The organism is Pseudogulbenkiania sp. AW2-16 (assembly GCF_056824575.1).
This window is the reverse complement of sequence record NZ_CP157668.1, coordinates 3,373,739-3,387,825: the sequence shown is the minus strand read 5'-3', so window position 1 is coordinate 3,387,825 and position 14,087 is coordinate 3,373,739. Positions and strand designations below refer to the sequence as shown.

The window sequence follows — 14,087 nt, the reverse complement described above, 5'->3', positions numbered from 1 at the left end:
GCTTAGTAAGCCATGCTCCATAATAATGGGCTCATATCCGATGCCAGCTATAGCATCACGCAAAAATTAAGGAGGTGTAGTTGAAAAAAATTGGTGTGATTTTTATACATGGATTGACTGGCGGTGAAGATACTTGGAAAAACAGTAAGGGCCAAACATTTGGCGACCTACTACTGAAATCTTCTGTCGGTCAAAAGATCGAAGTCCATCACTTCGACTACTACACAAAAATTCTATCGATATTTGACTCGGCAATTGCCAAGCGAATTGTCGGAAAAATTCCACTTCTCCGAAATATTTCTCTCTTACAGGGGAGAATCCAAAGAAACCAACCAATCGAACAGTTGGCTGAGCAGCTAAGCACCTGGATCAGACTTCATCTGAGCCATCTCGACCAGCTGGTGCTTGTTGCGCACAGTATGGGTGGGCTAGTCGCAAAAGACTACATTCTCAACCACTCTGATGATTCAATACCTACTGTTGCAGGGTACTTATCGATTGCTGTCCCTCACAAAGGGGCCCTTTCAGCCCAACTTCTCCAGCTGATTAACAGGAATGCAGAAGAATTAGTTCCATTAAATACATATACATCTAGACTCAATGACTCTTGGGTGGGCAGAAAGTCTAGCGCGCAGGAGAATTGGTATGTTATCGCTTTAAATGACGAGTGTGTGGACAAAGAAAGTGCAGTTCCTGGATCCGTATCGAACAAGCAGAAGTTCACCGTGGATCATGATCATTTATCAGTTTGTAAGCCGGAGGACGCTTCCGATTCTGTCCTGAAATGCGCAGTCCTTCTTATTCAGCAGCTCATAACTGAGAATGAACGCGCCGAGCTATTAGCCGACCAGCTAAACAACAGTCAGCCCAGCTATGAAAAAGAAATATTTGTCATAAAGCTAATTCTTGGCGACATCGGAAAAGCAGGCATTGAAAATGCCAAAGAGTCGTTCTTTCAAGCCGAAATCATCGAGAAGCATTCAAGTGTGAAGGATCGGAAGCAACTGGCAAACCTTCAGCGCCTAGTAGTGAATCTATATAGGAATCTCTACAATAGCCACGGAAAGAATCCAGATCGGAATGCACTATTTAGCGAGGTTCATAAGCACATTATAACTGAGGACGGAGGTGCACTTAAGTGTGCTGTCGAATGTGTGACCTATCTTCATAAACAAGGACTGCTTCACAAGTCTGCAAATCAGCTCACCGATGAGGTTATTTGGACTAATGAGCCTCGGCTTGCTGAAATTGAAAGTCGTGCAAAGTGAATTCCAATCTAGACTTTGAGCCGCATGAGCTTATGCCGGTTTCAGTAATGCGATGTCTCGCAATTGTTGAATATCTTGGCAAGTCGACCTCAGCAAAATCAGCATTAACAATTCAAAAAGCTGCCGTATTTGACGCATCGCTTAAGAATCCAAATGTTGCAAGACGATTGCTATTAGAATTGGCGCCAGACAAGGTCATGTCTGTTGACTTATCACATGTGCTATACCCCAATGATGCAGAACATGGATTGACGACGAACACGCTCAGTATTATTAAAGTCGCCACACTACTCAGCCATGCAGGACTAATATCTCTTGAACAGAGTGGTGGCGTGTTGATACTGAAGCCTGGAAGCCAACAAACACTGATCGATTTGGAGCGCTTGCCGGAGCATTGGATGAGCACGCTCAAGGCTTTGAAGTCACTATTATCCAAGTCAACAAGCACACTACAGCAAGCTGTGATCAAGGAATCAAAAAATCATGCTGAGCCACACGTATTTATTGCTAGAACAGTTGATCCTCAAAGGTGTAGCGAAAAACTATGAAGCCACTTTTTCTGAGGGGTTAAATGTTGTCTGGGGCGATATGGACAGCGGAAAGTCCAGTATTCTTAACTTGGTAGACTACTGTTTTGGTGGCTCCAATGAAATGCTGCGCTATGCAGAGATTTCAGCGAATGCTCGCGTGGTCTACCTGCAGGTTGATCTGAATGGAACGCGTGTAACTATAGAACGTGACCTTTTAGACCCTGCGGGGGCTGTACGAGTCTATTCCGGGAGTTATGCTGAAATCGGTGAACTCTTTCCCCGGCTAATGAGCGCGTCGCCTTCCTCGCCGATGCCTGATGGTTGGCTTTCTGATTTCGTGCTTGAGTGCCTTGAAATACCGCGTGTCAAGATTAAGAAGTCGAAGCGTGACGATGCCGATTCGGATCGCCTTAGCATCCGAGATCTTTTCAAGCTTATGTATCTCAAGCAGACAAGAGTTGGCTCAGATAACCTCCTAGATTATGCGAATCCTCCACTCTTCATCAAGAACGTAGAGATTCAGAAATTCGTATACAATGTTCATAATGAGGCCCTGACAGCCCTAAGAGGTGATTTGGCAGAGGTTACAAACGAGCGTAAGTCCCTCCTTGCTGAGAGAGATGCGATCCAGCGTTTTCTTGCTAGCGTCAAAATCACAACTGGAGGCGCTAGCGAAGAGCTTGAAGAGCAGCTGTCCTTGAAAGACGAAGAGTTGCAGTTCCTGAACCACACTATTCAGGAACTCAAGAACGACTTCAAGTTGTCTTCGTCGGTTGCAACTGAACTTAAGGCCCGCCTTTCCGAACTTCGACTTCAATACGATCGAGTTCTTAGCGAAATTCAAGAAACCGAAATCAAGAAGTCCAATTTTGTTCAACTGCGAAACACCTACAGTTTTGATCTAGCGAATTTGGCTGTTGCAAAACAGGGTAAGGCCGTGCTAGGGCAACTAAGCCACAACCTGCAAGCCATAGCCTGCCCGTTGTGCGAGACCCCGCTAGCGCTTTCGCCTGAAGACATCAGCGATGAAGTGTTGGCAGTCAGCACTAGGTCATTTAAGAACCGCATTGCCGGTGTCGATGAAGCAATCGAACAACTGCTCGAAAAGCAATTTAGAATGCAAGCAGTAGCCGAGGAAATTGGAAGCGCACTGAAAGAGCAGACAGCTACTTACGACCGAGATAACTTTGCCGAAGTTTCCGGATTACTTAAGTCGATTGAAGCACTTGAAACCGCCAGAAGCGAGCTACAAATTGAGGTGGCAACATTAAAGAACGGAGTATCCATTCAACGCAGATTCCGCGATATTGATCAAAGTCTTGAGAATAAGAGCGGAATAATCGAAACCATCAAGCGGTCCATAAAAGAGCTCGAGGATGGTACTACTAATATTGATGACGTTGTTCTTGGTCTTGGTGAGAGCCTCACGCGCCACATGATCTCTAGCGGGCTTCGCAATGTATACGATGTCTATTTCGACTCCAAGTTTGTTCCGCATTTCAGAGGGCTCTCCTACTACAAAGCCACCTCTGGTGGAGTTCGGACCGTGCTGTCAATTGCCTCTTTCCTCGTTAGAATGGAATACCTAATTTTAAAGGGAGGAAATCTACCGCCGTTTTTAATGATCGACACCCCCGGTCAAAATATTGGTCGAAATCATCGTGCGGACGAAGGTGATGTAGATGAGGAAGCTTCAGATCCTATGATTTACGAAAAAGTATATGAAGGAATCCTAGAAATTCTTAAGGTCGCTAGGGAGCAAGGTCGGCGATGCCAGATCATTGTTGTCGACAACGATCTGCCAAAGAATCTAGAGCAAAACGCAGCATTTCATCTGGTGAAGCGCTTTAGCAAAAGTAGCAAGAGCTTTCCGCCTGGATTAATTGACGACGCCCAATCTACTTGAGCCGCGATATCCCCAGTACATGGCAAAGGCCCTGCAGTGGCAGGGCCTTTTCTTTGCACAAAGCAAGATTTCATGCTTTGGCTATCGGAAATTGCAAATTTTGACTATCAAATTTCAACCTTTCCGATTTCTGACATGTCAAATGTCAGTGCACTCAAATCTTGAAATTGAAAATCTTTTATTTTCAGTGGCTTGCGCAGCGTGTCTGTTGGAATAAATGAAACAAATTAGATGCAAAGTTTGAAATTATACAGAGATTCAGCCAAAGAATGAAAAGACTATGGCTTTGAATTCTCAAGGACTAGGAAGGGAAGGAGGTAAGACCTCTTGCTCGATGGCGCGAAGGTCAGATGCGATGGCAGAAGCAATGGGCAGCCAACCAAATTTTTCACTGACTCGCTTGATTTCCCGGACTTCATCGTCTGTTAAGCGTTTCCGCGCAGGATAACCGAGATATTCGGATGGATTCATGTTCCAGAGCAGAAGGGGAGCCTCACAGGTTCTGGCAATGCTTGCTGCGATCCTAATCCCTCCAAGGTCAATGTCTCCCCAATGGAATCGCGTTACGCCCGGTCTTGCCAGGATGTCCTTGATGGACCGTGAATACACACCCAGCATTGCTGGTGAAGGCATTCCCCCCGTATAGACGATCAGGCCATTGGGTTTCCCTGCTTTGCCGAGGGCAAGCTCATGAAAAGTGGTCAGGTTCTCTACTGTCAGGATGAAGGTAGCGTTCTCACCAAGCACTAGCCGCTCGATACTTGCCGGGGACAAACCGATGTAGGGGGCTGGAATTCTAAGCGCCGTTCCATCATCAAGATCAATCGCGCCATTACCAGCAATTAGGATGGGTTGAGGTAGCTTGACGAGGCCGAGCTCGCTCAAGACATCCTCGACGTCGCGCCAAGGCGGTTCGAGTGTCTCTGCCGTCACCATATCAAGTGCAGTACCAATGGCTTCGATACGTTTGCTGTCCGCAAAAAGTTGGCCACTCAAGCGCCGAATCGGTACATCGTCAGTTTTGGTACTCTCCCGGCATGCCTCGACGACCTTGCAGGCATCAATCACGTCCAGAACGTTTAAAGGAGTAAGGTTGCGTACGGTTTTGCCGGCCCGCCAACGCACCAGGATGTCCGCGACGTTCCCCAAATGCATCCAAGGGCCAAGGGTATTAAGTGCTTGGTCATATGCCTGCCATGCACTGGTCCTACCAAGAATCGCGGCAACACGATTTGGATCAAGCAGACGCGTGCGAACGATCTGCCCATCCGCTCCGGCACGGCGATCCCATTCGAGAGAAATCGCACCATCTCGCTCAGCTTCGCGTAGCTCTGCATGGGCGATATCCTTATCTTGTCGAAGTGGCAGCCTGAAATACTCAGGGAGTGATGCCTCCGAAAATAGCAATGTATGCGCTCGTTCGGCCTGCTGCGCCCAAGCCCGTTCAGCCTTTTGCAAGAGCTTTTCCAACACAGTCCGAGCGAGTGAGTTGCCTTTGGTGCTCATGCAGTACCTGCCTCTAGACTCGCGATCATGTTGGTGAGTAGATCGGGGTGTTCTGATGGCATGTCGGACATGAGCAGTGTCTTAGCCGGTTCCTTAATCTTCGTCTGTTCGACAAAGACGTCCATATCAAACCGAGTAATTTCAAAGATAGTGTCGAGCGTAGGTGCAAGCTTGCTGTGATCGGCTTCTGGGGCAGCCATGATCATCTGCAGACCGATGGTATCGAGGAAGCGTGCTGCAGAAAGCGCGTTTTGCTGATCCATACCGTGGAAAGCTTCATCCAGGAGCATGAGGCCTGCACCAGTACTGTGTTTCCCTGCATCGATTCGGTACGCTGCGGCCATTGCAGCACCTGCGATGACGTAAAATGGCGTGCGATGCTCACCATTTGAGCCGACACCAATACGGCGGGAAAGAGGGATAGACTTTTTGCCTTCTCGATCAATCATCAGATCGAAGGTGAACAGAGTTCGGTAGTCATCTAGTGGGTTAAAGCCTGTTTTCCCATCCTGACCGGTATCGTCGAGCAGCTGCATTATCACCTCATGGCCTGTCTCGCCGGGCGAGAACATGTCCTGCTCATTGCCCTTACCAACGTTGATAATGTAGTCGTGCATTGCACGGTGTGCATCCGCCGGGCGCACTACAAATCGATACCGTTCCCCATTCGAGAATGGTGGGCAGGCGTTGAGCGTCTTGTTGATATCGGAGATGGTGGCGTGCATCTGCTCGATGCTTTCACGGATCCGGACTGCTACGTCATTCCTAAATGCCTCTTCAGCTGCCTCACGTGCTAACCGAACCTCTTCTTTTCGCTCAACAAGTTCGGTTTCGATGAGTCGCTGAGCCTCAGTGGTAACCCAGTTATGGGCCTGTTTCCAATCCTTAAGTTCGTCGCCAAGTGAAATACCATAGCGGTCTAGATAGTTTTGGAACAAAAGCAGGGCATTTGTGAAAGCTTCATTTGCCTCTCGGTCTGCGATATTGATCCGACGTGCGCAGGAATCCATTCGATCTGCATGGCTTATCGCACCAAGAGCAGCTTCTATTTCCCCCCTGACGCGTTCAATAACAGATTCATCGACACCCTCAAGAGTACTGGCGTGTTTGTATAAAGCCTGTTTCTGATTTCTATCATTTCTAGCAACCCATAGCTGTGGGATAAGGTTGCGCAAACTGGTCTCGACCGCTGTGAGAAGCCCAAGGTTATCCAACTCTGCTTTATGAGCATTGTCCATAGCCTTCCGAATTGCATCGACTCGATCATGAAGAGGTTGGTGCTCTCTTGTGTCTATCGAGTCAATTTTCCTTTGGACATCAGAGATTTCCTTCTGTTCATCTATGGCCTGTCTAACATCGCCAAGGAACCGTTCAAGCATTGCATGAAGGTCGCCGAGATCGCTTACTCGGTCGAGTATGGCCTTAATTGCATTTACTTTATTCTTGGCCGCTTGCTCAATATTGACTTGTGCCATAAATTCATTATGGAGAATCTCTTTATCTGCTTGACTCATCCGTTTGCCTAGCTGCAGTTGTTCAACAGGTACGAGGCGTAAACGGCTGGTCGTAAAGTTCGCGCTCAACATTCCGTCAATGGTCAGTGCCCGTGGGTGAAATTCCAGTTCTTCTTCGGTTTCAACGCACCGCATGGGCCCCATCAGAGCGCGAAGATAGGTGAGGGCAATAGTGTTGTGTGCGACCAATAGGTTGCCGGCGAGTTTTTTGTCATTTTCATCCCAGCGTAGCTCCCGTAAGTGCTGGGGTTGTATCACCTTGGCAGAATAGGGATTGTTTCGTGCTGACATGCTCCGAATTAAGCGCACCGCATCCCGCGCTCCACCACTAGTGACAACAAGTGATTCACGATTTGATTTGAGCAATGCTTCAATAGCAGGCTGCCAGCGTGTGTCAGTTACCTGGACCAAGTTGCAGACTGGTTCCGTTTCAATTCCGTTGTCACGGAGAAATTCAATCACGGCAGCAACGTCATGACTGATGTGGGCACCATCGCGTGAGGCATTGGCAGAAAGTCCCCGTAATGTACGTAATCGCTCAGTTGCTGATGCCAGCGCTTCAAGTGACAACTGGTGAGCAGTGCTTAATGCAGGCACGGCATTGTTTAAAAAATCGACTGCTCTTTGAATTGCACCCTCAATTCCATCAATTTTATTTTGACTCAATAGGTCGTTATAGCTGGTGAGTTCTTTATCAATTTCCTCCGCATGCTGTTGCTGCTCTGGGACATGGTCAGTTGTGGCAATGGTATTGACCACGCCCGCGACCGGACTCATTATCTTCCAGATGCGTAAAAGACTCGCACCAAATGTTTTCTTATATGATTTCAGCTGCTGATCAAAGACGGCAACGTCACTTGCGCCTTTCGCACTAAGCAGGTCTTGACTGGCCTTTTCCCAAGCCTTCTTAGCCTCGTCAGTACTTGCTGCGAGATTTTGTGCGGACTTTCGATAGTTGCGTCGGTTGAGAAAGGCTTTGAGTATTGAGTCTTCAAGGCTTTTTGTACTATTCAGGCTGTTCTTGTGCTCATATTCGGCGGCAAGTGCTCGTATACTTGCCTCGCGGATACGATAATGAGCAACCTTTTCATAAGCGCCCTGGATGATTCCAAGGTTATTAATTTGGTCCTCGACCTGCTGGAGTAGCTGGTTGAGTTGCTTGAACATATCTATTTGTTGCCGAGCCCGGCGTCTGTCAATTGTCTGTGGTTCGACCACGTAGTCGCGGACAAAACTGTCTACGCTCTCAATATTTCGTAGTAGAACCGATTTGTTGAATACCTTAAGGTATTCTCGTACATCGATTGATTTGGCCTTCGGTTGGAGGGCATGGATCATTTCATGGATGTACTTTGTTGGTTGGTTCGTGATGAAGGGGGTTCGGCCAACTGCATCACAGCGCTTCCTGACCCTGGTAGTAAAGTCGTTGAATAGTAGAGGCAACTCACCTTCATCTGTCATCTCCAGATGATCCGCACTTGAAAGACTAATGCCATTGAAAACGTATAATCCGAGAAGTTCATGGTCGGCGTCTGTAGCTGTCGCCCGGATACATGCGCCTACTGTTACTGGCTCATGGGTCTGATCGTCTTCAAAGACTAAAGTGATGTATGTTATCGATTCGTCACGCTTGCGATCTGTCGTGCCACCAGTTCCAGTATCGTCGACGACACCTAGGCAATATTCTCGAATAGAGCGAGGATTACGCTTGCCCCCAGCAGTTGCAGACACGGATTGGGTATTGAACGCGAGGTAGCTGCCATGCGCGCCCAGCATCGCAATCTGGATGGCATCTAGAATTGAGGTTTTGCCAGACCCGTTCAGCCCGAGAAAAGCAACGTGCCCCGAAAGATCGAGTTCGATCGCTTCGTACAGGAAGTATTGAATAAGGACCACACGTTTAAGCTTCTTCATGGTGACCTTTCTCAATAGCTAGATCGATAGTTGGTTCATTCTCCGCCGTATTATCAATGGAGACTCGACGCGACCTACCTGCATATTCAGTGAGGCGGCTCAGAGTCGCCTCGCTGACAATCGCTTCGATGCCCGGCAGGATTTCCACGTCGAACGGTTGATCTGAACCCGGTTCAGTCGCAGGCATTTTCACTACCCCAAAGGCTTTCATCCGCCCGAGAAGCTCTTTAAGTGCGCTGGCTTCTGGGGGAGTTCACGTCCGGTTTCTGCTCTATAGCTTTCAAGAAACTCATCGATGGGTAGTACCGCTGATCCACTATCAAGGCTGCCCTGGAGGGCCTTGATGTGGTAAAGCTTGCGCAACACAAGTAGAAGCAGGGCATCTGCCGTCGACATGTTTTTCTGCTTTTCCAGGTACGGAATCACAGCGACGTAGCGGTAGGTTGAGTCAAACTTGAGTGACATGCCCAGAAGGTCAAAAGTCTCTCGAAAAGCATTTCGGTACCGATCAATCAAACGGTAGGCAAAAGACTGCTGATTATTCGACTCGTAGAGGATCTGGTTGCTAACGAGCTGGTATGCAGCCAGCTTGAAGTCTTCAGGCTGGTAGATCGCACCCTGACCAATCACTTCGGCCCATTCACGAGGCATAGTTGACTCCTGCAGTTCGACGTGTGACCTGAAACTTCGGGACGCACAGGTATTCGCTATCGGTGACCTCTCCCTCGATGAAGTCAAATCGGTAGTCCTTGAGGGCATGCAGCATGGGGTGAGTCTTCCTTCCTAGGCCGGTATGTTTCCTCGAAAGGAGTGCAAGGCGCATGACCTGGACGAAGACGCAGAAATCGTGAATGCCCTCGATTTGCATGTCGTCTGAGGACACCTTGAAGTTTGGGCCGAAACATTTTTCCAGATAGGCCGCAACATTGGCAGGTGTGACCTCGCGATGAAGCTTCATCAATTTTTTGAGACGCACTTGGGCGAGCTGCTCAATAGTCATGCGGGGTCTGGAGATCGCACTGCGTGATATCGGCCCCGATCGCTTCTGGATGGGAGGGAACCGGCTTTCAGCGAGAAGGTATCCGGTGAGAATACCCATCGAGGTGCCTTCGTCACCCGCGGCGTCTTTGAGACGGTCAATTGATGTCGAGAGGAGACGATCAAGTTTGTCCTGTGTCCGAACCTTGTAATGCAGGTAGGCCATTGCCCGTGATGTTGCTTGATCCACACTTGCGTTCAGTCTATCCAGATGTCGATCAATGTCTTTGAACATCAGGAAGCGCCCAACGTCACGCTCAAAACGTTCCTCAGCTTCTTCTATGCTGGCGCAGCGAAAGGCGTTCCTGTAGTAGCTGACCATCGTTTCGCGTATGGCTATGTCATCACGAAGGATGAGGGCAATAGTGATGATCCGGCCACGATTGCGCAGCGGGTGATTCTCCGTTCTGAGTTCGTGGTAGTCGCGGATATACAGCTGGCCGATGTAGTTGTCGAAGAAAGTACGCACAAAGGCGGCGGTCGTCTCCTGGGCACTAAGTAAGTCAATAGCTTCTCGCACCCGCATGTTGGTTGCGCTCAGGGTGTTGATCAGCTGTCTTGCTTGAATCGCGGCCTCATGGAAACCGCTTGCCTGCCGGGCCGGATCTGCCAGTACCTGTTCGAGCTGGTTGTGGATCAGTTGGACCTTTCCCGCGATGATTTGAGGGCCTTCCTCTGCGAACTGTCTGAGGATCTCCAGAAATTTCTGGACGGTTGTTGGCATGGAAACATAGTTCTTCACACCGATCCGATCTTCACGCAACCAGCCGGAGCTCACGAGACGACGATAAACGATGTTTGCACGAACATTGAGCAGCGTGTTCTGCTCTTCTTCACCTTCCTGGGCCCAATCAGTATCGATGATGAACCGTTCTATCTCGAGCGTGACAGAACGCTGAAGAAACCCATCCCCTTCAGGAGGCATGGCATCCGGCCCAAAAAATAGGTCGTGCATGCGTAGCAATAGCTCCCAATACACCGACTTGTTGGGGGAGGACAGCGGGGCAAAAAGCCCTTCGGGGAGTCGTTCAAACAGACCAGTCATGGCTAGTTACCACGATTGCATTTATCTTTTAAGATAACTTATCATAGTGTATAAATGACATAAGGGCAATGACATCCAGATGAGGTCGCGAATTGCAACATTGAGAGACGGCCCGGTGGCAGCATGGCAAGGCGCTGCCAAGAAGGGGTTGCCAGACCGCAGGGGAGACGGCGCGGCGAGCTCTGCGAGAAGATGGAGACACAGAAGGCCTACGACCCATATGGAAACTGTGTGGATGCAACGTTTGCCTTGGGGGCTGTGCAAGATCGGTCACTGCTCGGCGGAAAGTAATGGATGACTGAAGCTAACTCTGTAAAGCAGCAGCGGATGCGTGCCATGCAAGGTGTTCTTGCATGGGAAGGCTCAATTGGGAATGCACGTGTACGTGAACTATTCGGCTTACAAATGATTCAAGCCAGTCGCCTTCTGGCCGAGTTTCGGGAGCTTATGGGTGATCAAGTCATAATCTCGGGACGAGCTAAGGCTCTCATCCCTACAAACCCAGCCAAGCTGAAAACCGATGTTTCACTCGACGAATATGCTCGGCTAACTAAGGGGTCAAGTGAGAACAAAGACTTTCTCTTTGATGCGCGGGTTGATCTGACAGAAATTGACCCACATGTATTTGTGCAACTACGTCAGGCAGCCCTAACTCAGAGTGGGGTGGAAATTGTCTATGCTTCGATGTCGAGCCCTGTTCCGTCTGAGCGGCGAGTTTTTCCCCATGCCATTGTTGAGGTGGGCCGTCGGTGGCATTTACGTGCCTGGTGTGAGAGTAGGGGGAGTTCAGAGATTTCAACCTGGGTAGAATTCACCGCGTCATGGCCCTATCTGTCGCCAAAGCTCCATTTACACAGAAAGACGATATGGGTTGGTGTACGCGAGTTACCCTGCAACTGGCAGCTCATCGTGCATTGAGCCAAGAACAACAACTAGTCGTCAGGAATGAACTATTTGCTGGAACTATGGGAAGACGTCTTTCAGTGCGTGCCTGTCTTGCCCAATACGTGATTCAGGATATTCGTGCCGCAGTTAGGCCGGACATACAAATTCCTCCTGATTTTCAGATTGAGGTGTCAAATACTAAAGACCTTGCCTCGTTACTATTTTGATAAAATTCAATAATCTTTAAGGAAGAATAATTAAGAGAAGGGGTGGGAATTGGAGCAGATAAAAGATACTGAAATCAGTCCGCAGAATCTAACTAATTCAGAAGTGTCACCTGAATTGGAGAAGACGGCCACTGCGCTTTGCGATTTGAAGGTGGGTCTGGACAGACTGGCGAGGCAACGAGTGGGGCAGCCTTTTTTGGATGACTGGATGGATAATCCGCGAGGGGGCACGTGCGCATATACTGGGCATGAGTTTTTAAGGCTGATCTTGCCCTTCTTGGATTGGGAGTCGGATGATCCTACTCAGCCCTATCGTGCTTATGTCGATCCCCAGCATGTGTTAGGTGCAAGTATCAAGGGGTTGCCAGAGCATATAGCAGATGAGGAAGTTGCGAAACGTATTACCTCTTATAGTAGCCAGTTCGGTTCTAAAGATCATGTTTCCTACATCCGTTATCGTGCGCTTGGATTGTTCTGGGCTCATGAAGGAAAGCACCGCGTCGCGTTCATGCGGGCCCATAAACAAAACGTAATTGCCGCTTGGGTTAGAGAAGCCAATTATCCGCGACCTGAGAGACTTGTGGTGCTTGCTCCAAGCGATGAACGTGACGAGTGGCTGGCACTGTTAGACGGGCAGTTTCTGCAAGTATTGAGGCGGCCGAGAGTGTCTTTGCGTTTTCTCACCGCATATGGGGTAAAAACAGCAAGGTGGGTAGAAATTCCGGGGCTGCCAAATGAAAGACTGGTTAGAGAAGCAATCTATGCCCGCCGGCTTCACCGAGCCCAAAAACCTTGGCGGAGCGTGAGCGCACCCTGAATCTTGAAGACATCCATAAACAAGAACAGGCTGCAGCTATCATTGTTGACAGGAGAGTTCACGAGCTTGTGCCGCTGAATTTGGTTTGGCGGCCTTATTTTTTCGTTGTGGTGTTTTGTTTGTTGGGTGGATTCCTCTCTTTTGAGCTTAATGTTGATTTATTGAAACCCATTGGCTGGGGCCTTTCTGGTGTTGCAATTGGATTGATGGCCGCCTTATCTTTGATGCGTTTTCGGGGGGCGAAAAAAATTGTACTGGGGAGCAACTGGTAAGAAATTGCAGAGGCTTTTGATTGGTAGGTGACTGCGGTTAGGAAATATAGGTGTTTTCTATCCAGGCAATGAACTGTGGGCTGCCCTGCGCGCGCCTGACATACACAAATGGAGGATGCAAATTTGGACTCTAAAGATTGGCTCAGTGCTCAGAACATTTTAATGGCGATCTTGATAATCGTAACAATATATTTTGGCTATGAAAACCAGACAACTCAAGAAGAGAATATGAGGCTGCAAAAGAGTATTTATCAGCCAAAACTAGTTCCGCTTGACATGTCTCAGCCTTTAGAGATAAAGGACAGGGCTCATATCCAAATCGGCATCAGTAATGGAGGTTATACAACTGGTGTGTATTCAATATTTATTCATTCCAACAGCTTCTCTTTCTATAGTGAAAAATTTGGATCAGGCAGAGATATTAAAATAGCAAATTACGCCCTGCAAAACGGCAAAGAAGATGCGTACGAACTCACGATATTGCCCTCCATGGATCCGAAGCCCATAAATGCTTCCTTCAGCGTTTTATATCGAGGTGAAAATGGCTTTGAAACCACTCGGGTATATTGCTATCAACTGAGCGCGGCCTCAGCATACGTAAAGGTAGGGTGCGCCTAGCCATTGAAAATCTCGTACGACAATTTTAGCCTTGAACCCCCGAGGCCTGAAAAAACCCATGGTTTTTTAAAAATCCTAACAGAGAATGCTGGCGGAGAATTCTATTCTGGTTTAGTGTGCAATGGTATGTGCTTGCATGAATGTGCATGTGATAATGGGTGTGCGGCGATGGTGTATTTGGAAGTGCTGTTGAATACTATTTCGCAAATGTAAGAAAATTAATTTATAGAGTGCTGTACTTTTAACAAACAAGAAAGTCATTAAAAATGATCGAAAGATTAATCTGAGAGCTATCAAGGTGCTGGGCGCTCCTGATCGGGCTCCCGGATTTTCTCAGCAATGAGAATAAGAAAATCACTTAGATCCATTTTTAGGCCGACACTGATTTTCAACAAGCTGTCAAATGTTGGTGATCTCTGGCCCAGCTCTAGCAAGGAAATATGTGTCCTGCTTATTTCCGATTCAAAGCCCAGCTCTTCCTGAGTCAGCCGCATCTCTCTTCTGAGTTGTCTGAGTGCTTTTCCAAATATTTGATTATGATTCATTT

14 protein-coding genes are annotated in these 14,087 nt (G+C 48.3%); 8 read left to right on the top strand and 6 right to left on the bottom strand.

Annotated elements, in window-relative coordinates; translation table 11 throughout:
• Positions 1–80 precede the first annotated feature (80 nt).
• Genes ABKF58_RS16430 through ABKF58_RS16420 form a run of 3 tightly spaced genes read left to right on the top strand, consistent with a single transcriptional unit; the run spans position 81 to position 3,704 of the window.
• Positions 81–1,268 carry an ABC-three component system protein gene (locus tag ABKF58_RS16430; RefSeq protein WP_482582062.1) on the top strand — a complete coding sequence of 396 codons (1,188 nt, stop codon included), beginning with the start codon at positions 81–83 and terminating at the stop codon, positions 1,266–1,268.
• On the top strand, positions 1,265–1,816 hold the full coding sequence (locus tag ABKF58_RS16425) for a hypothetical protein (RefSeq protein ID WP_482582060.1): 552 nt from the start codon (positions 1,265–1,267) through the stop codon (positions 1,814–1,816). Before ABKF58_RS16430 ends, ABKF58_RS16425 begins: the two co-directional genes overlap by 4 nt.
• Entirely contained in the window at positions 1,752–3,704 is a 1,953-nt protein-coding gene (locus ABKF58_RS16420; RefSeq protein ID WP_482582058.1) for an AAA family ATPase, read from the top strand. Before ABKF58_RS16425 ends, ABKF58_RS16420 begins: the two co-directional genes overlap by 65 nt.
• A gap of 294 nt (positions 3,705–3,998) precedes the next feature.
• Here ABKF58_RS16420 and ABKF58_RS16415 read toward each other — a convergent pair whose 3' ends face one another.
• The 5 genes from ABKF58_RS16415 to ABKF58_RS16395 are packed head-to-tail and all read right to left on the bottom strand — an operon-like array spanning position 3,999 to position 10,721.
• Entirely contained in the window at positions 3,999–5,210 is a 1,212-nt protein-coding gene (locus tag ABKF58_RS16415) for a Wadjet anti-phage system protein JetD domain-containing protein (protein ID WP_482582056.1), read from the bottom strand.
• Positions 5,207–8,638: an SbcC/MukB-like Walker B domain-containing protein gene (locus tag ABKF58_RS16410; protein ID WP_482582054.1), complete on the bottom strand. Its 3,432-nt coding sequence runs from the start codon at positions 8,636–8,638 to the stop codon at positions 5,207–5,209. The genes ABKF58_RS16415 and ABKF58_RS16410 overlap by 4 nt, the downstream gene beginning before the upstream one ends.
• Positions 8,625–8,849: a hypothetical protein gene (locus ABKF58_RS16405; RefSeq protein ID WP_482582052.1), complete on the bottom strand. Its 225-nt coding sequence runs from the start codon at positions 8,847–8,849 to the stop codon at positions 8,625–8,627. Before ABKF58_RS16405 ends, ABKF58_RS16410 begins: the two co-directional genes overlap by 14 nt.
• Entirely contained in the window at positions 8,846–9,289 is a 444-nt protein-coding gene (locus ABKF58_RS16400; RefSeq protein WP_482582050.1) for a DUF4194 domain-containing protein, read from the bottom strand. Before ABKF58_RS16400 ends, ABKF58_RS16405 begins: the two co-directional genes overlap by 4 nt.
• Positions 9,279–10,721, bottom strand: coding sequence for a Wadjet anti-phage system protein JetA family protein (locus ABKF58_RS16395; protein WP_482582049.1), 1,443 nt, complete (start codon positions 10,719–10,721; stop codon positions 9,279–9,281). The genes ABKF58_RS16400 and ABKF58_RS16395 overlap by 11 nt, the downstream gene beginning before the upstream one ends.
• A gap of 294 nt (positions 10,722–11,015) precedes the next feature.
• On the opposite strand from ABKF58_RS16395, the gene ABKF58_RS16390 reads away from it, so the two are divergent.
• The 5 genes from ABKF58_RS16390 (at position 11,016) to ABKF58_RS16370 (ending at position 13,540) form a co-directional block, all read left to right on the top strand.
• The gene (locus ABKF58_RS16390) at positions 11,016–11,639 is read left to right on the top strand and encodes a WYL domain-containing protein (RefSeq protein ID WP_482582047.1); all 624 of its coding nucleotides are present in this window, start codon (positions 11,016–11,018) and stop codon (positions 11,637–11,639) included.
• Positions 11,543–11,833, top strand: coding sequence for a BrxR family transcriptional regulator (locus tag ABKF58_RS16385; RefSeq protein ID WP_482582045.1), 291 nt, complete (start codon positions 11,543–11,545; stop codon positions 11,831–11,833). The genes ABKF58_RS16390 and ABKF58_RS16385 overlap by 97 nt, the downstream gene beginning before the upstream one ends.
• A 49-nt stretch (positions 11,834–11,882) precedes the next feature.
• Positions 11,883–12,650, top strand: a complete 768-nt coding sequence (locus ABKF58_RS16380) for a hypothetical protein (RefSeq protein ID WP_482582043.1) — start codon at positions 11,883–11,885, stop codon at positions 12,648–12,650.
• On the top strand, positions 12,626–12,922 hold the full coding sequence (locus ABKF58_RS16375) for a hypothetical protein (RefSeq protein ID WP_482582041.1): 297 nt from the start codon (positions 12,626–12,628) through the stop codon (positions 12,920–12,922). Before ABKF58_RS16380 ends, ABKF58_RS16375 begins: the two co-directional genes overlap by 25 nt.
• A gap of 123 nt (positions 12,923–13,045) precedes the next feature.
• Positions 13,046–13,540, top strand: coding sequence for a hypothetical protein (locus tag ABKF58_RS16370; protein ID WP_482582040.1), 495 nt, complete (start codon positions 13,046–13,048; stop codon positions 13,538–13,540).
• A gap of 293 nt (positions 13,541–13,833) precedes the next feature.
• Here ABKF58_RS16370 and ABKF58_RS16365 read toward each other — a convergent pair whose 3' ends face one another.
• Complete coding sequence (locus tag ABKF58_RS16365; RefSeq protein ID WP_482582038.1) at positions 13,834–14,085, bottom strand: helix-turn-helix domain-containing protein; 252 nt, start codon at positions 14,083–14,085, stop codon at positions 13,834–13,836.
• Positions 14,086–14,087 lie beyond the last annotated feature (2 nt).